Annotated in this window: 12 protein-coding genes; 9 read left to right on the forward strand and 3 right to left on the reverse strand. The window is 70.8% G+C overall.

What is annotated here, in order from left to right; genetic code table 11:
• The first annotated feature begins 426 nt into the window (after positions 1 to 426).
• From QF035_RS05760 to QF035_RS05785, 6 genes are all read left to right on the forward strand, one after another.
• The gene (locus QF035_RS05760) at positions 427 to 1,515 is read left to right on the forward strand and encodes a sugar ABC transporter substrate-binding protein (RefSeq protein WP_307518693.1); all 1,089 of its coding nucleotides are present in this window, start codon (positions 427 to 429) and stop codon (positions 1,513 to 1,515) included.
• Positions 1,516 to 1,557: 42 nt separating this feature from the next.
• A complete protein-coding gene (locus tag QF035_RS05765) occupies positions 1,558 to 2,340 on the forward strand; it encodes an ATP-binding cassette domain-containing protein (protein WP_307518695.1) in 783 nt (260 codons plus the stop codon).
• Positions 2,334 to 3,617: a sugar ABC transporter permease gene (locus tag QF035_RS05770; RefSeq protein WP_307518697.1), complete on the forward strand. Its 1,284-nt coding sequence runs from the start codon at positions 2,334 to 2,336 to the stop codon at positions 3,615 to 3,617. The genes QF035_RS05765 and QF035_RS05770 overlap by 7 nt, the downstream gene beginning before the upstream one ends.
• 241 nt (positions 3,618 to 3,858) lie before the next feature.
• On the forward strand, positions 3,859 to 6,084 hold the full coding sequence (locus QF035_RS05775) for a protein kinase domain-containing protein (protein WP_307518699.1): 2,226 nt from the start codon (positions 3,859 to 3,861) through the stop codon (positions 6,082 to 6,084).
• Positions 6,085 to 6,147: 63 nt separating this feature from the next.
• Positions 6,148 to 7,371 (forward strand): serine/threonine-protein kinase, encoded by a 1,224-nt coding sequence (locus tag QF035_RS05780; RefSeq protein ID WP_307518701.1) that lies wholly within the window; start codon positions 6,148 to 6,150, stop codon positions 7,369 to 7,371.
• A 78-nt stretch (positions 7,372 to 7,449) separates the two neighbouring features.
• Positions 7,450 to 8,130 carry a hypothetical protein gene (locus QF035_RS05785; protein ID WP_307518703.1) on the forward strand — a complete coding sequence of 227 codons (681 nt, stop codon included), beginning with the start codon at positions 7,450 to 7,452 and terminating at the stop codon, positions 8,128 to 8,130.
• A gap of 55 nt (positions 8,131 to 8,185) precedes the next feature.
• On the opposite strand, the gene QF035_RS05790 is transcribed toward QF035_RS05785, so the two are convergent.
• Positions 8,186 to 11,134 (reverse strand): SpoIIE family protein phosphatase, encoded by a 2,949-nt coding sequence (locus QF035_RS05790; protein ID WP_307518705.1) that lies wholly within the window; start codon positions 11,132 to 11,134, stop codon positions 8,186 to 8,188.
• A gap of 210 nt (positions 11,135 to 11,344) precedes the next feature.
• Between QF035_RS05790 and rutA the strand changes: the two genes are divergently transcribed.
• The 3 genes from rutA to QF035_RS05805 all read left to right on the forward strand — a co-directional run bounded on the left by rutA (position 11,345) and on the right by QF035_RS05805 (position 16,076).
• The gene (rutA, locus tag QF035_RS05795; RefSeq protein ID WP_307518708.1) at positions 11,345 to 12,427 is read left to right on the forward strand and encodes a pyrimidine utilization protein A; all 1,083 of its coding nucleotides are present in this window, start codon (positions 11,345 to 11,347) and stop codon (positions 12,425 to 12,427) included.
• Between the two features lie 159 nt (positions 12,428 to 12,586).
• Positions 12,587 to 13,285: a LuxR C-terminal-related transcriptional regulator gene (locus QF035_RS05800; RefSeq protein WP_307518710.1), complete on the forward strand. Its 699-nt coding sequence runs from the start codon at positions 12,587 to 12,589 to the stop codon at positions 13,283 to 13,285.
• 238 nt (positions 13,286 to 13,523) lie between these two features.
• Positions 13,524 to 16,076: a SpoIIE family protein phosphatase gene (locus tag QF035_RS05805; protein ID WP_307518712.1), complete on the forward strand. Its 2,553-nt coding sequence runs from the start codon at positions 13,524 to 13,526 to the stop codon at positions 16,074 to 16,076.
• Between the two features lie 36 nt (positions 16,077 to 16,112).
• On the opposite strand, the gene QF035_RS05810 is transcribed toward QF035_RS05805, so the two are convergent.
• Together QF035_RS05810 and QF035_RS05815 are read right to left on the reverse strand one after the other, a co-directional pair.
• Positions 16,113 to 16,880 carry a YqjF family protein gene (locus QF035_RS05810; RefSeq protein ID WP_307518714.1) on the reverse strand — a complete coding sequence of 256 codons (768 nt, stop codon included), beginning with the start codon at positions 16,878 to 16,880 and terminating at the stop codon, positions 16,113 to 16,115.
• 134 nt (positions 16,881 to 17,014) lie between these two features.
• The gene (locus QF035_RS05815) at positions 17,015 to 17,446 is read right to left on the reverse strand and encodes a hypothetical protein (RefSeq protein WP_269649883.1); all 432 of its coding nucleotides are present in this window, start codon (positions 17,444 to 17,446) and stop codon (positions 17,015 to 17,017) included.
• Positions 17,447 to 17,545 lie beyond the last annotated feature (99 nt).

A 17,545-nucleotide genomic window follows, 5' to 3' on the forward strand; every position in this document is an offset into this window, starting at 1 on the left:
TACCTCCGGTCCATGCGGCAGGTGCCGCTGGGTTGAGATCGGACGCCCACCTACCAGAATCGCATATCGGGACTAACACGACAGATCCAGCTGATCGCGGTCAGTGGCAGACCGCCTCACGGGCACCCCCACAGGCCCTGAGAAATCGTCTCGACGCCCGCCGTACAGCCGCTTTCGCGCGGTATCCCGCGCCCGTCGCCGACGGCCGGAGCCGAACCGCCGCGACCGACGGCCGGAGCCGGGCCGCTGCGTTCGCAGATCACCACGGCCGGTGCCACACTTACGACGTGTTCGACTTGCCACGCCGATCACACGCCAGCCCTTGACGCCACGAGGCACCCGGATCCCCTGACCGTCTCAGGCCGGGCGCACGCAACCGTGAGCGCCCCTCGTCACACGAGGTGAAGGACAAGGGAGGTCTTTCACATGAAGGCCTGCATCCGGGGCGCGGCCGTCGTCATGACCGTGATCTCGACGGTTGTCGCCCTTGGGGCCTGCGGGCAGGACGCCGAGGACGACTCCGACACCGGGAACACGCTGAGCATCGGCGTGCTGCTTCCGGACTCCACCACGGCCCGCTGGGAGACACAGGACCGGCCCCTGCTCCAGAAGAGGATCACGGAGCTGTGCGACGACTGCGCGGTCGAGAACGCCAATGCCAAGGGCGATGTGGCCATCCAGCAGGAACAGATGGACTCGATGCTCAGCAAGGGGGTCGACGCCATCGTCCTCGTGGCCGTGGACGCCAGATCGCTCCGCCCCGCCGTCAGGAAGGCGGACCAGGCGGGCGTCCCGGTCATCGCCTACGACCGCCTCGCCGAGGGCCCGATCGCGGGCTATGCCTCCTTCGACGGCGAGGAGGTCGGCAGACTCCAGGGCAGGGCGCTGCTGACAGCGATGGGCGACAGGGCGCCCGACGACCAGATCGTCATGATGAACGGTGATCCCACCGACCCCAACGCGGTGTCGTTCAAGAAGGGCGCACTGTCCGTGCTTCAGGGGCGGGTGAAGATCGGCAAGGCGTACGACACCACCCAGTGGAGGACGGAGACCGCGCACATGAACATGTCCGCCGCCATCTCGGCCCTCGGCGTCGACAACATCGACGGGGTCTACGCGGCCAACGACGGCCTCGCCGCCGGCTGTATCTCCTCCCTCAAGGCGAACAAGGTCGCCCCGCTGCCCCCGGTCACCGGGCAGGACGCCGAGCTCGGAGCCGTACGGCGCATCGTCGGCGGCGAGCAGTACATGACCGTCTACAAGCCCTTCGGACCCGAGGCTTCCGCCGGCGCCGCCATGGCCGTGGCCGCGGCCCGCGACGAAAGCCTCGACCGGGTCGCCAAGAGCGAGGTGACACCCCTGGGCGGGCACACGGTTCCGGCCGTCCTGCTCACCCCCGTGTCCGTGACGGTCGACACCATCAAGGACACCTTGGTGAAGGACGGCGCCTACACGGTCGAGCAGATCTGTACCCCCCAACTCGGGGCCGCCTGCGAAGAGGCCGGACTCACCTGACAAGCAGGTTCCGACCAGGTCCGGCCCGCCCCCGGGAAGGAGATGGTTTCCGTGCCGAGTCCCCCGTTGCTGGCACTGCACGGCGTATGCAAACGCTTCGGTGTCATCGAGGTCCTCGACGACATCGAGCTGGAGATCCACGCCGGGCAGGTCGTCGCTCTGCTGGGCGACAACGGGGCGGGCAAGTCCACCCTGGTCAAGGTGATCTCCGGGGTCTCCCCCGCGGACCAGGGCTCCATCGAGTGGGAGGGCCGGGCGGTCCACATCAGGCGTCCCCACGACGCCCGGGACCTGGGCATCGCCGCCGTCTACCAGGACCTCGCGCTGTGCGGAAACCTCGACGTCGTCGGCAATCTGTTCCTCGGGCAGGAGATCCGCAGGCTCGGGTTCCTCGACGAGGTGGAGATGGAACGCCGCACCAGAAGCCTGCTCGACCGTCTGACCCGGGGCATCCCCGATCTGCGCGCCCCCGTCGTCTCGCTGTCCAGCGGTCAGCGGCAGACGGTCGCCATCGCTCGTTCGCTGCTCGGCGACCCGCGGGTGCTCCTCCTGGACGAGCCGACCGCGGCGCTGGGATTCGAGCAGACCGGCGAGGTACTGGACCTCGTCGACCAGTTGCGTGACCGTGGACTTGGCGTCCTGCTCATCAGCCACAACATGGGTGACATCAAGGCTCTCGCGGACCGGGCGGCCGTCCTGCGACTGGGCCGCAACAACGGCTTCTTCGACGTGAACACCGCATCCCAGGAACAGATCATCTCCTCCATCACCGGCGCCACGGAGAACGTGCCCCGCCGGACGGCCTCCCAGGAGGCGGGATGGTGAAAGGGACGCGCGACACCGCGGACAGCACACGGTCCGGACCCACCGCACCGGGAGCCGGGGCCGGCCGGCCGCACCGCGGGCGGGCCGTCGCCCGTGCCGCGGAGAAGGGGGTCGCGGCCTTCCGGCGCAAGCTGCGCGTCGGCGAACTGGGCTCGCTCCCCGTCGTCCTCGTCCTCGCCGCGGTCTGGATCACCTTTCAGTCGCTCAACTCGAACTTCCTCTCCCCACGGAACCTGTCCAACCTCAGCGTGGACATCGTGGGTACGGGTCTGATCGCGGTCGGCATCGTCTTCGTACTGCTGCTCGGTGAACTCGACCTGTCGGTCGGCTCGATCAGCGGTCTCGCGGCGGCGGCCTTCGCCGTGCTGAACGTCAACCACGGTGTGCCGGAATGGCTCGCCGTCATCATCGCGGTGCTCGCGGGAACCCTGGCGGGAACCGTCCAGGGCTTCTCCGTGGCCAGAACCCGGGTGCCGGCGTTCGTCGTCACCCTCGCCGGACTGCTCACCTGGAACGGCCTCATGCTCTACATCCTCGGGACCAGCGGCACCGTCAACCTCGACGAGAACGGACTCGTCGCCAAGCTGACCAGCTACTACTTCACCAACGACGCCGCGGCCTACGGTCTGGCGACGGGCGCGGCGGGCGTGGTCTTCCTGGTGTCCTACCAGGACGTGCGGCGACGCAAGGCCGTCGGCATGCCGCACCGCTCGCTCCGGGGGATCACGGTGCGCACGGGAGTGGTCGCGGTGGTCGCGTTCACCGCCGCGTATCTGCTCAACCGTTTCCAGGGGCTGCCGCTCGCGCTCCTGATCTTCCTCGTGATGGTGGCCGGCCTCGACCTCGTGCTCCGCCGCACGCACTACGGGCGGCAGGTCTACGCACTGGGCGGCAGCGTGGAGGCGGCCCGGCGCGCCAGCCTCAGCGTGACGCGGGTGCAGACCGCGGTGCTCGCGGTCTCGGGCACCATGGCCGCGATCGGCGGCCTGTTCCTGGCCTCGCGCATCACGTCGGTGAGCCAGGGTTCGGGCTCGGGCGTCCTGCTGGTCAACGCCATCGCGGCGGCCGTCATCGGCGGCACCAGCCTGTTCGGCGGACGCGGTACCACCTGGTCCGCGGTGCTCGGCATGCTGATCATCCAGTCGATCGCCTCGGGAATGGCGATCACCGACACCCCCACGGCCGTCCAGTTCATCATCACGGGCGGAGTACTCTTCGCCGCGGTGCTCATCGACTCACTGTCGCGACGCTCCCAGCAGGCCCGCGGACGGGCTTGACGCTCCCGTACGCATCCGCCGCGACCGGCTGGAAGACCGTCCGGGCGGTATCTATCTGAAACGTCAAGTAATGGCCATAGGTTGCTCGGTTGCGTACACCAACTGTCCCTCCAGCACCTACTCTCGCCCCAAGTCCATTCGACGATGAACAGGCGAGCTGAGGGCAATGGAGCCACTTCGTCCCACGGATCCGGAGCACTTGGGACCGTACCGTCCTGTCGCGCGACTCGGCGCCGGAGGGATGGGGGAGGTCTTCCTCGCCCGGGACGATCAGCAGCGGACCGTGGCCGTCAAAGTCATCCGGCCGGAGCTGGCCGCGAACAGGGACTTCCGAATCCGGTTCCGGCGCGAGGTGGACGCTGCGCGGGCAGTGAGCGGCAGGTACACGGCCACCGTCGTGGACGCCGACCCGGACGGCCCCGTCCCCTGGCTCGCCACCGCGCACATCCTCGGTCCGACGCTGGCCGACGCGGTCGAGGAACACGGGCCGCTGCCACCGAAGTCGGTGCTCGCCCTCGGGGCCGGCCTCGCCGAGGCGCTGATCGCCGTGCACTCCGCGGGGCTGGTTCACCGCGATCTCAAACCGTCCAATGTGCTGCTCTCCGCCGAGGGCCCCCGGGTCATCGACTTCGGCATCGTCCGAGCCACCGACGGCTACGAACTCACCCTGTCCGGTGTGCTGCTGGGCTCCCCGCGGTACATGTGCCCCGAGCACGCCACGGGTGACCCGATGGGCCCGGAGGGGGACGTGTTCTGTCTCGGCTCGGTCCTCGCCTTCGCCGCCACCGGGAACGCGCCCTTCGACGGTTCGTCGGCGGCCACCCTGCTGTACCAAGTGGTGCACGGTACACCGGATCTGACGGGTGTTCCGGATCCGCTGGACACCATCATCGAGCTCTGTCTCGACAAGTCCCCGACGGCCCGGCCCACTCCGGACCGGGTGTCGGCGGCGTGCGCACCCGGTGGCGCCGACGCGCTGGACTGGGAGGGCTGGCTGCCGGAACCCGTGGCCGCCCGGATCAGTCAGCAGGCCGCCGACCTCATGGACCTGGACCTCGGGCCCGGATCGAGTGCGGACGTCGTCGAGCGGGAGCCCGCCCGCGCCCCCACCGGCCGCACGGCCGCCGCCGGTGTCCGCAGCGACCCGCGCGTGGCCGTTCAGCAACTCGTCACCGAGCGCCCGAGCTCCAGCCGTGTCGTCTTTCCCCATGCCCCGACGCCCAGCCCGCCGCCCGAGAAGTCGTCGCCCGACCCGGTCCCCCACCGCTCACGGCGACGGGCCCGGCCGCGCCCCTCCCGCCGTACGGTCCTCGCCGCCGCCGCGCTCGGCGTCGTCACCCTTGGTTCCGGCGTCGCCGCACTCCTCGGTGAGCCGAAGGACCGGACCGAGCCGGCCCCGAAGCCGGCCGGTCCGGCGCCGAAGCCGCTGTGGGTCTACCAGGGTGACGCGCTCGTCAAGGCACCGGCGACCTTCTACAAGGACACGGCCCTGCTGAAGTCGCAGTCGGGCGCGTTGTTCTGCCTCGGCCTCGCCGACGGCACCCGCCCCCGGTGGACCTACCGGGGCGTCAGCCAGTCACCCACCCCGCCGCTCCTCGTCTCGGGCGACGTCGTCGCTCTCGGCACCGGCGCGACCGTGTTGGGCGTCGACCCGGTCACGGGCATCGAGCGGTTCTCCCTGGACTTCGGCGAGGACTTCCGGTTCGACACGCTGCTCGGCGGGTTCAGCGACCAGAGGGTCACCATCTCGGGTCTGCGGTTCAGCCGCCCGGACGGATCGCAGGGGTCGGCCACCTCCACGAACGTCGTCCTCAACACGGATCTGCGGGCGCGCCGGGCCAATGTCATCCCCATCAGCGAGGAGGACATCGGCCTCGATCTCAAGCCCGTCATGGCAGCCAGCCGCTTCGTCTACATGGACGGGCTGCACCGGCTCACGGCCCGTGGCACCGCGAGCCGTGGGAACGTGCTGTGGCGCCGGCCCCTGAACTCCGACTCCGACGCCCGGTCGGCCCCGGTGGTGCTCGGCGGAACCGTCTTCGCCGTCGACAGCGAACTCATCGCCGTGGACCTGGAGTCCGGTGCGGTGCGCTGGCGGGTCAAGGAGGAGAAGGGCGGATTCGCCTCCGTCGCCGCCGCGGCCGGCACGGTGTACTGCACCACCAGGAACCCGCACGGCGTCCAGGCGTTCGACGCCGCCGACGGCACCCGGCGCTGGTTCCGCAGGACCCCTCGGCTCGATCTGGGCAACGCCCTCGTCGCGGGCGGCGGCTCGGTGTTCGTCACGGCCGCCCGCAACAGGGACGGGTTCTACGCGATCGACGCCCAACAGGGCGAGCTGCTCTGGAACTTCACAGACGGCCAGGACGCCGGCATCAACGACTGGCAACTCGCCTGCGACAGCAACGGCCCGCTGATCGCCCAGCACTTCAACAAGGTGTACGCCCTCCCGATACCCCGGGTCTGAAAACCCCGGGACCGGGCCCGTGATGCAATGGGGCCACTGAACAGATCTTGGGGCGGAGTGGGCGTGTTGAGCAACGGTGGGCCCGGCGCGGAAGGTTTCCAGCCGCTGGAGGACGGCGATCCGCGGATCGTGGGCGGCTACCGGCTGGTGGCGCGGCTCGGGTCCGGCGGTATGGGGCGGGTCTATCTCTCACACACGCCGGGCGGACGGGCCGTCGCCGTCAAGGTGATCCGGCCCGAGCTGGCCGAGAACGCCGAGTTCCGCAAACGGTTCCAGGCCGAGGTGGCGGCCGCGAGCCGGGTGCACGGGCTCTATACGGCCCCGGTCGTGGACAGCGACACCGAAGGCTCCGTCCCGTGGTGCGCGACCGCCTATGTGCCGGGTCCGTCCCTCGCCGACGCGATACGCGACCACGGGCCACTGCCGGTCGACACCGTGCTGCGGCTGATCGCCGGTGTCGCGGAGGCGCTGCAGGCGGTGCATCGCGAGGGCATCGTGCACCGCGACCTCAAGCCGTCGAACGTGCTGCTCGCCGACGACGGCCCACGCGTCATCGACTTCGGTGTCGCACGGGCGGCCGACGCCACCTCGGTGACGCAGAGCGGCATGGCTCTCGGCACGGTCGCCTACATGGCCCCGGAACAGGCGCTCGGCGGCGAGGCCGCCCCCTCGGCCGACGTGTTCGCGCTGGGGCAGACCGCCGTGTTCGCCTCGACGGGCAGCGGCGCCTTCGGGGACGGGGACGCGCACGCGGTGCTCTACCGGGTGGTGCACGAACAGCCCGACCTCGGCCAAGTGCCCGAGGAGATACGGGAGTTGGTGGCGCGGTGTCTGCGCAAGCCCGCCGCCGAGCGGCCTTCCGTCGAGGAGGTCATCCGCTCTGTCCAGACGATCCAGGCGCATCGCGGTGACGAGGCCCGGTACACATCGGGGGCATGGCTGCCGGGCAAGCTGGCGGCGGGCATAGCGGCTCGTGCCGAAGGAGCCCATCAGGCCCACGCCCAGGCTCAGGCAGAGGCGGCTCCGAACTCTCAAGGTTCCGGCGGATTCGGGGCCCCAGGTTCTGGCGGTTTCGGGACCGCGGACTCCGAAGGCTTCGGGACCGCGGGCTCAGGCGGCGGCTTCGGCCCCGCCGGCTCCGGCGGTTTCAGCCCCGCGGCGGCCTACTCCCCCACCTCGCCGTCCCACGCGGCCCAGTCCCATGCCGCGCAGTCCCACGCCGCGCTGCCCGGACCGTTTGTGATGGGGAGTCCGGCCGCACCGGGTGCGTACACACCGACTCCTTAGCCCCAACCGCAGGAGCCGGCCGCCGCGCAGACCTCCCCGGTCAGCACGGACGGCGCGGGCCGCGGGGCCCGGCCCTGGGTGCTGTCGGCGGCCGCAGTCGTGCTCGTCGCCGGTGGGGCGGCCGCCGCGCTGCTGCTCGTCCAGGGGGAAGGCGACAAGGACGACACCGGGTCCGCGGAGGTGGCCGCGTCGCAGTCGGCTCCGAAAGCCGAGAAGTCCCCGTCGGCGTCCGGCTCCCCGTCCACCAAGGCGTCGAAGAAGCCGAAGCCCGACAAGTCCGTGCTGCCGTCCGGCCCTTCGGGGCCCGCGACACCCACACAGGCTCCGAACCCGGCTCCCCCGGCCGCGTCCAGCGAGCCCGCGGCGCCCAAGGCCCCTGCCCCGGTGACGTACTCCGCGATCCGGATGACCGCGAGCCACGACCTGTATCTGGCGGACACCCCGGTGCGCCCCAAGGCGGACACCGGCAGCTCGGACGAGGATCTGACCTACGCCGTCTACTCCTCGGGCGCGGTCCTCGCCCCCGGCACCACCTCCGGCAGCTCCCTCGCCCTGCTGCCGGCGGGGCGGCAGGGAGGCGTGGAGGCGTGCAAGGGCGCGACCGGCTACAAGAGTTACATCTGGATCAAGGACCTGACCGCCGGCCAGCAGATGTGCGTCCTCAGCGGAACGGGACACGTGGGGCTGGTGACGTACCAGGGTTCGTCAGGCACGACGTACGCCACCTTGGACGTGAAGGTGTGGCGCGACGCTGTCTAGGAGTCGAATCTCCGGCCCCGTCCCGGCAGTTACTGGTCCCTGAGCGGCCTGGTCCCTACAACTCCTGGTCCCCGAAGGGGAGCGCGTCCAGGTCCCCGTCGAACTCCCCGACGTTCGGGAGCATCAGCTCCAGGGCTTCCGACGGCTCGTCCTTGCGGCTGTCCGGGCCCAGGAGTGCCTGCTCGGTCCAGATGCATTTTCCGGTCGCGGTGTAGCGCGTGCCCCAGCGCCGGGAGAGTGCCGTGATCAGCTGCAGGCCGCGCCCGCCCTCGTCGGTGTCCGTCGCCCGGCGGATGCGGGGCATCGTCAGGCTGCCGTCGAAGACCTCGCAGACCAGCTCGTCGTCGTGCAGGAGGCGCAGGCTGACGGGGCCCTTGGCATGGCGTACGACGTTGCCGACCAGTTCGCTGGCCAGGAGTTCCGTGGTCGGTGTCAGGCTGTCGAGGCCCCAGGCGGAGAGCTGCTCACGGACGTGGCGGCGGGCCTGGCCTGCCGCCCTGGGGTCCTCGGGCAGCGACCAGGAGGCCATCCTCTCCACGGGCAGGGCGTGCAGCCGGGCGACGAGGAGCGCCGCGTCGTCGGCGGCCTGGTGCTCGGCGGGGAGAAGACCGGCCGTGAGGGTGTCGCAGAGACGTTCCAGACGATCGCGCTCCCCGTCCGGGTCCACGTCTGTGATGTGTGCCGCGCGCAGCAGCCCGGCCAGGTCCGCCATGCCCTCGTCGATCTCGCGCGTGGACGACTCCACGAGACCGTCGGTGTAGAGCACGAGCAGGCTGCCCTCCGGCACCGCCAACTCGACCGTCTCGAAGGGTGGTTCGGCCGCGCCCAGCGGAGGGTCGGGGGCCAGTTCCGGAAAGTGGACCCTGCCGTCGGGGTGGACCACGGCCGGCGGGGGATGGCCTGCCCGGGTGATGGAGCAGATCTGCGTGGTCGAGTCGTACAGCGCGTACAGGCAGGTGACGTACGACTCCTCGCCCATGCCGCCGACGATGTCGTTCAGATGGCTCATGATCTCGTCGGGCGGCAGTTCCAGGTCGGCGAGGGTGTGGACCGCCGTGCGCAGGCGGCCCATCGTCGCCGCCTCCGGCAGGCCGTGGCCCATCACGTCGCCGACCACCAGGGCCACCTGGCCGCCCGAGAGCGGGATGATGTCGTACCAGTCGCCCCCCACGTCCATGCCCTGTCCCGCGGGGAGGTAGCGGGCCGCCGCCGTGCAGGCCGACGGGGTGGGCAGGTCCCGGGGGAGCAGGCTGCGCTGGAGTTCGCGGGATCGGTCGTGTTCGGCGTCGTAGAGCCTCGCCCGTTCCAGGGCCTGGGCGACCAGGGCGCTGATGGTGGTCAGCAGGGTGCGTTCGTCGTCGGTGAGGCGGCGCGGGCGGTCGAAGGCCACGACACAGACACCGAAGGTGACGCCGGACGCCGTCAGCGGCAGGAACGCCCACGCCTGTTTGCCCGCGCGCCCGGGCAGATCGGCCTGTCCCGGTGAACGCGCGACGAGTTCTTCGACGGAGGACAGGAAGAGCGGCGTGTCGGACGTGATCGCGTCCCAGCCCGGGTCGCCGGACATCCGCGGGCGGCGGTCGACGCTCGCGAGGAAGCCGTCCGGATAGCCGACCGCTCCCACGGTGTGCAGCAACTCGCCCTCGACCGTCTGCACCAACAGTCCGGCGGCGGCGAACGGCGGCAGCACCCGCGGGGCGAGGGCGTCCACCACGTCCCGCGAGGTCGTCGCCTTCGCGAGCGCGGCCGTCAGCTCGGCTATCTGGGCGGCGCGTTCGGACGCGACCCGCTCGGCGGCCTGACGCTCCTCCTCGTGCCGCCGCCTCTCGGTGACGTCGGTGAAGTAGAGGGTGCGGCCGTCGGGACCGGGGACCAGCCGCAGATGGTAGCGGCGGTCGCCCTCCGGTATGTGTACGTCGAAGCTGGCGGGCTTGTCCTCCGCCGCGGCCTTGCGAAAGCGGCTCTCCATGCCGGACACCCGCTGCGCGGTGGGCAGTTCCCACAGGACACGCCCGAACAGCTCCTCCTCGGAGAGGCCCAGCGTGCGTTCCGCCTCCAGGTTGGCGAAGGTGATCCGCCACTCGTCGTCGAACGCCAGGAAGCCGTCGCTCATATGGCGCAGGGCGCGGCTGAGTGCGTCACGGGCGGACCGGGATTCGTTGCTCTCCCAGCCCACGCCGATCATCCGGAGGGGTTCGCCGTGTTCGTCGTACGTCGCCCGGCCGCGGGCCTGGGTCCAGCCGTACGTGCCGTCCAGGCCTCGGACGCGGTACTCCGCCTCGTACACCGTGTGGTCGCGGATCGCCCGCTGCGCGGCGCCCAGCGTCGGGGCGAGGTCGTCGGGGTGGACGATCCTCATCCAGTTCTCGATCTTGCCGGTGAAATCGGCCGGTCTGGTGCCGTAGAGCTCCAGGGCCGCCTCGTCCCAGATCAGGTCGCCGGTGCGGATGTCCCAGTCCCAGGAGCCGACGCTGACCTCCTTGAGGGCCTGCCGGAGGCGCTCGCCGCTGAGTTCGGTCTGCGCGGGCCCGGCCGGCGGGGTCGCCTGCGCCATGCGTTCCTCGGTCCAGGCGATCACGGCGCGCAGGAAGTCCCACTGCTCCGGGGTGGGTTCGCCCCCCGCACCCATGACGACGGAGAGGGCACCGATGGTGCGGTCCCCGCTGGACAGCGGGGCGGCCGCCAGCCCGCTTCCCGGCCAGGTGCCCTCCACCGGCAGGGCCTGTCCGGTCGGTGTCCGCGGCGCCCAGACGCCGCTGCCCTGGTGCAGGGCGCGGGCGGGGGCCAGGGGGCCCTCCTGGTCGATGATCTCCCAGGCCCGCGTGAGGACCGGCGGGAGACCGGCGGCGGACACCAGCCGCAGGGCGGACATGGGGCCGCGAAGGTGGATCATCCCTCCCAGCGCACCGAGCTCGCCCACCGCGTGCTGGAGCGCCAACCGGAAGATCTCGCTCTCCGCGACACCTGGTTCCACCGTGCTGAGCAGAGCCAGCCGTGCGTTCATACGATAAATTTTACCGTTCTGGCCTCACTGAATGCGGGCCTTCGCAGGAATCACACCTTCGCCTCCACCCTCCCTTACCTGGTCTTCAACACCTGTGGCTTCAGGCCGAGTTGCCTGTCGTGACGATGGCCGGTCCGACACTCCCGCACCCCGTGTAACACCCCTTCGTCTCGGGCAGTCCTCCGATCACGGCGACACACGAGGAGCGGCATGGACATCGGCGTCTTCATCCCCATCGGCAACAACGGCTGGCTCATATCGAAGAGCTCGCCGCAGTACCTGCCGAGCTTCGAGCTGAACAAGACCGTGGTGCAGAGGGCCGAGGCGCACGGGTTCGATTTCGCCCTGTCGATGATCAAGCTCAAGGGCTTCGGTGGCGAGACCGGGTTCTGGGATCACAACCTGGAGTCCTTCACCTTGATGGCCGGCCTGGCCGCCGTCACCGAACGGATCAAGTTGTACGCCTCCACACCGATCCTCGCACTGCCACCGGCAATCGTCGCGCGGATGGCCGTGACGGTCGACTCGATCGCCCCCGGCCGCTTCGGCGTCAACATCGTCACGGGCTGGGCGCCCGGGGAGTACGCGCAGATGGGCCTGTGGCCCGGCGACGAGCACTTCGGCAACCGCTACGCCCGCGCGGTCGAGTACGTCACCGTGATGAAGGAGCTGTGGAGTGAGGGTGTCAGCAACTTCAAGGGCGAGTTCTACGAGATGGATGACTGCGTGCTGTCACCGCGGCCGGCGAACGGGCACATCGACATCGTCGCCGCGGGCCAGAGCAGCACGGGAATGAGGTTCGCCGCCGAGCACGCCGAGTACAACTTCATCCTGGGCAGCGGTGTGAACACTCCCCTCGCGCTCTCGGACACCACGGCCGCGCTCGTGGACATGGCACGCGGGACCGCCCGTGACGTCGGGGCGCTCTCCCTCTTCATGGTCATCGCGGACGAGACCGACGAGGCCGCCCGGGCGAAGTGGCAGGACTACCACGACAACGCCGACCTCGAAGCGCTGGCGTACATGGCGGGTGAATCGGCCACGGACACGGCCGCCGACGGCTCCTCGACCGCCCGGACCATCTCGCTGCCCGAGGGGGCCGTGAACTTCAACATGGGCACGCTCGTCGGCTCGTACGAGACCGTCGCGAGGATGCTCGACGAGGTCGCCGGGGTCGCCGGCACCAAGGGGATCATGCTGGTCTTCGACGATTTCCTCGAAGGCATCGAGACCTTCGGTACGCGCGTCCAGCCGCTGATGAAGTGCCGCTCGGACAGGCCGACCGCGGCCTGAGGGCGAGGAGTGAGCCAGACCACAACAAAAACGGTGCCGTATCGATAGCGGCAGGGCTACTCTGGTGATTGAGGTGAACGAAACAGTTTCGTTCAGGGCTCCGCGCATGTCCCCGGCGAGGACGCCGCCCATCGCCCCTCCCCATGGAGAACGCCTGCCATGACCTCCGTACTCATCGTGAACGACCAGTCCCTGCAGCGGCTCGGTCTGCGGATGCTCCTGGCCGCGGAGCCCGACCTGACCGTCGTCGGCGAAGCGGCGACCGGAGCCGAGGCAGTCCGTCTCAGCGCCGGACTCCGCCCCGACGTCGTCCTGTTGGACAGCGGCGTCGCCGACACGGACGGCGTCGCGACCATCCGCCGTATCGCCCACCCCTCCCTCCTCCCGCTGGTTTCGGAACTCGCCGGAGCCGGTGGGCAGCGCCCGCGCGTGCTCGTCCTGACACCTGCCGGTCGGGAGAGAAGCGCCTACGCCGCCCTGCGCGCCGGAGCGGCCGGATTCCTTCTCCAGGACGCCACTCCCGACGAACTGACCGCGGCCATCCGTATCGTGGCCGCGGGAGACGCCGTGATCACTCCAGGCCTGACCCGCACGCTCATCGAGACGGTCCGCCAGCAGCGCCCCGTCCGCCCGCTCGACGGGCAGGTCGGCCTCGGCACCCTCACCGGGCGCGAACGCGACGTCCTCACCGCCGTCGCGTCCGGCTGGTCCAACGCCGAGATCGCCGAGCGCCTGTCGATCGCCCCGACCACCGTGAAGACCCACGTCAGCAACATCCTCGCCAAGATCGGCGCCCACGCCCGCGTCCAGGCGGTGGTCTTCGCCTACGAGTCCGGCCTGGTGCGACCGGCGGCCTGACACCGATCGGGACGCGCCCGTCGGCCGCGATCACCGGTGGGCGCGCGCTGATCCCGAAATCTGGCGGACCGTAGCCGCCTGCCACCCGACCGTCACGATTCCGGACGCCCGGGCCCTTACAGGCGCCGTTACCCTCGTCGGATTCACACGGAGTTCCCCGCCCGGGTGCAGGCCGAGGCGATCGTGGCGCATTCTTGCTGTGTCAGCCACTCGGCGGCGCACGGACGAGGTAGGGCCGATGACTGGGAGAGCCGAGCACGACACCCGGACGCCCGGACGCCTGGCCGCGCTGCTGACCGGGATCACGGCGGAGGCGATCGGCGCGGCCGACGCCTTCGCGGGAGGCGTGTACCTGCGGTCCAGCACACCCGGGCTGCTGCGGCTGGCCGTGCTCTCGGGGCTGCCCGGGCCGCTGTTCCGCCCCTGGTGGCGCCTGCACGTCGACCGTCGGTTCCCCGTCGCTGACGCCTACCGGCTGGGCGTCCAGGTGGTGCTCCCGGACGCCACGGAGACGATGCGCCGCTACCCCCAGTTCGCGGCGGGCCTGCCGTTCCAGTTCGGGTCCGTGTACGTGCCCGTGGTCGGAGGGTCGACGGTCTACGGCGTACTGACCCTCCTGCGCCCCTCGACGTCGGACGCCACCACGGTGCTGCCCGACCGTGACCGCATGGCTCAACTGGCCGAGGATCTGGGCGCGGCGCTGCGGAGCCTGGAGGACGGCGACGGGTCTCCGGTCGCCTGGGACGACGAACCGCTGTGCGTACGGCCACCGGCGGCCGGGCCCCCTGCCGCGCCCATCGGGCGTTTCACCTGGGATCCGGCAACGGATGTCGTGACCGCCGACAACCGTCTCCGTGCCCTGCTCGGGGTGGCGCCGGGAGCGTCCGCCGACACCCCCCAGGCGCTCGCGGACGCCGTGGCCGCCGCCGACTCCCATCAGATCCTGGCCGCCCTGCGGGAGACGGCCGCGGGCAGACCGCCGCCGCTGCCCCTGCACGTGCACGCCGTCGACGGCACCCTTCGGCTGCTGGAGCTCTGGACCCCGCACGACACGTCCGTACCGCCCGGAGGGCACCCCGTCCGCGGCATCGTGCTCGATCCGGACATCGGCTCGGCGGCCGACAAGGCGGCCGACCTACTCCCGGAGGGCGTGTTCTGCCTCGACCGGCTGGGCCTGATCGTCTACGCGAATCCGCGGGCGGCGGAGCTCCTGGGCCGGCCACGGTCCGAGCTTCTGGGCCGCATCCTGTGGGAGGCGGTGCCATGGATGGACAGGCCCGCCTACGAGGACCACCTTCGGGAAGCCCTGCTGTCACCGCATCCGGTGCACTGCCACGTCGTACGGCCGCTCCAGGACGAGGACAAACCCCTCGCGGATCCCCAGGGAGGTGACTGGTTCTCGCTCTCCGTCTTTCCGGGTCCCGACATCCTGACCTGCAAGCTCGTTCCGGCCAACCGTATGGCGGACCCGCCTCCCGAACCGGCGCCGCAACCCGGGACAAACGCACCGGCCGACGCGCCCCTGGCCGACGGATCCCCGGCCGCGGTCACCTCGATGGCCCCGCTGTACCGCCCGATCATCCTCGCGATCGCGCTGACCGAGGCGGTCACCGCCCACCAGGTGTCCGCGGTCGTGATGCAGGAACTGCTGCCGGCCTTCGGCGGCCGTCGGCTCGCCATCTACCTGCTGCAGGACCGGCATCTGTATCTGGCCTGGGAATCGGGCTTCCCGAAGGGATTCCTCGCGCCGTTCGACGGGGTCCGTCTGGACACCCGGCTGCCCGGCGTGGAGACCCTCACCACCGGTAAGCCGCTCTTCTTCGAGTCGATGCACCAGCTCACAGCCGCCTATCCCGGCATCCCGCTCGACGCCACGGAGGGCGCCCGCGCCTTCCTGCCCCTCATCGCCTCCGGGCGCCCCGTCGGCTCGTGCATCCTGGGCTTCGACCGTCCCCGCGACTTCAGCACCGAGGAACGTACGGTGCTCACCGCCCTCGCCGGGCTGATCGCCCACGCCATGGAGAAGGCACACCGCTACGACACCGAGGCCGCGCTCGCCCGCGGGCTCCAGCAGGCGCTCCTCCCCCGGCGCCTGTCCGGCCACCCGCGGGTGGAGACCGTCGGGCGCTATCTGGCGGGCACCCAGGGAATGGACGTGGGAGGCGACTGGTACGACGTGGTCGAGTCCGGGGACGGTCTGGCGCTGGTCATCGGCGACGTCCAGGGACACGGCGTCCAGGCCGCCGCCACCATGGGTCAACTGCGCAGTGCCGTAAGGGCGTTCGCGCTCGGCGACCATCCGCCCGACGAGGTCCTCAGCGGCACCAACCGGCTCCTGATCGACCTCGATCCCGGCCTGTTCGCCAGTTGCTGCTACATCCGGCTGGACCCCATCACCGGTCTGGCCCGGGTCGCCCGCGCCGGCCATCCGCCGCCGATCCTGCGCTACCCGGACGGCCGTACGCACGTCCTGGACATCCCCGGCGGCGTCGTGCTCGGCGTCGACCAGCACGCCCAGTACCCGGTGACGGAGTTGCAGCTGGAGCCCGGCGCCATCCTCGCGCTCTACACGGACGGTCTGGTCGAACGGCCCGGCGTCGACATCGACGAGGGCATCACCGCTCTGCGGGTGGCCCTGGCCCGGGCCGGTTCCCCCGCTACCCGCCCCGGCGGCCGTTCACTGGCCGCCGTCGCGGACCGCCTCACCGCCAAGGCCCGGCACGTCGCCGACCGCCCCGACGACATAGCGCTGCTGCTGACGGCACGCCGCCCAAGGGGGCGCCACCGCTGAGCGACAGCGCTCCGTGCGGCGCTCGCCGTACGGGGCTCAACCGCGCGGTGGAGGAATCGGGCGCCCGAGACGCACGGGGACGCCCGGCGAGTAGAGCACGCTCACCGGTTCACCCATCGGCGCCGGCAGCCCGGCCGACTCCACCAGGTTCTCCTCGCACTCGACCAGCGTCGCCCGGTGCAGCGGCCAGCGCGGATGGTCGTTCGGCAGAAAGCCCGCGTCGCCGAAGAACGGGTTGTGCATGCCCCACCGGGCGGTCAGGAAGTGCTCAAGACCCGTCGGCTCGGTTATGCGCTCCCCGGGCCTGATGACGAGGCGGCTGTACGCCCCACGCGGTCCCGGCACGCGCCTCGCGCTGGTGTAGTCGACGGTGTCCTCACCGGTCCGCACGGACATACGGGACCACACGTACGGCAGCCGGAACGCGAGCCGCCCCATGACCACCGGCACGAGCCGGGAGGCGTCCATGGAGCGGAAGACCACACCGCGTCGGCCGTGCGCGTCCACCGAGTACAGGCGCACGTTGGTCTCCGGGAAGGAGCCGAGGTAGGGCACTCCCGGCAGGCGCAGCCAGCCCACCTTGTGCATCCGGAACGCGACCAGCCCCACGAAGGTGACTCCGTCAACGGTGTCGGGAACGGTGCCGTCCGGCAGCAGCCCCGCCACGTCCGCCGGATCGACGGCCCAGTGCACGAAGGTGAGGTCCAGCCACTGCTGGGTGAGCAGGGGGCGACGGAGTGCGACCGGGGCGTCGGGCGTGATCGGTTCCGGCACGGACGAGGTGATCGACACGAGCGAAAGCATCGCAGGCCCCTGTCCGGGGCACGGCGAGAACGCGTGCGGTGTGACGCGTCTGGCACCGGTGCACCCCGGTGCCGTCGTCCCAGGCCCCACCGTCGTACGTCGGCCCCGGACGGGTCCCGGGGCCGCGGCGGGGGTCAGACATCGGTGGGCAGGCCGCTCACCTCCGCGATGCCGCGCAGCTCCTCGTCCTGGCGGTGTCGTTCGCCGATGAAGTCGGCGATCTCCTGGCACCTGGCCGGATCGGCCGCGGTGCCGGAGTCCGTGACGACCCTGACGGGTCCGACCTCGTCGGTCTCGATCTCGACGATCTGGTTGTCCAGCCGTCCCGTGACGGCGACGGCCACGACGAGGGACGCCTCGTCGCGGACCTCCTGCGAGACGCCGGCGCCGTCCTCGCCCTCGAGACTCAACTCGATCGGCCCAGCCCGTTGCTCCTGCATCGCCTCCAGCACTGGCTCGACCATGCGGAGCAGCAACGCGTAGTCCGACGGCGCCATCCGCACGCGCAACAGGTCGAGATAGAGGTCCACTGGCCGGTCTTCGGGCGGAAACTCTGATTCGCTCATGGGACTCGACTTCCCCGATGTGGCCAACATGATCGCATCTGGGACCAAAATGGTGGATCTCCGCGCCCACCGCCACTCGGGAACCGGCTCGTGCCCGGT

The sequence above is a fragment of the Streptomyces umbrinus genome (assembly GCF_030817415.1).
GTDB classification, from domain to species: Bacteria; Actinomycetota; Actinomycetes; order Streptomycetales; family Streptomycetaceae; genus Streptomyces; species Streptomyces umbrinus_A.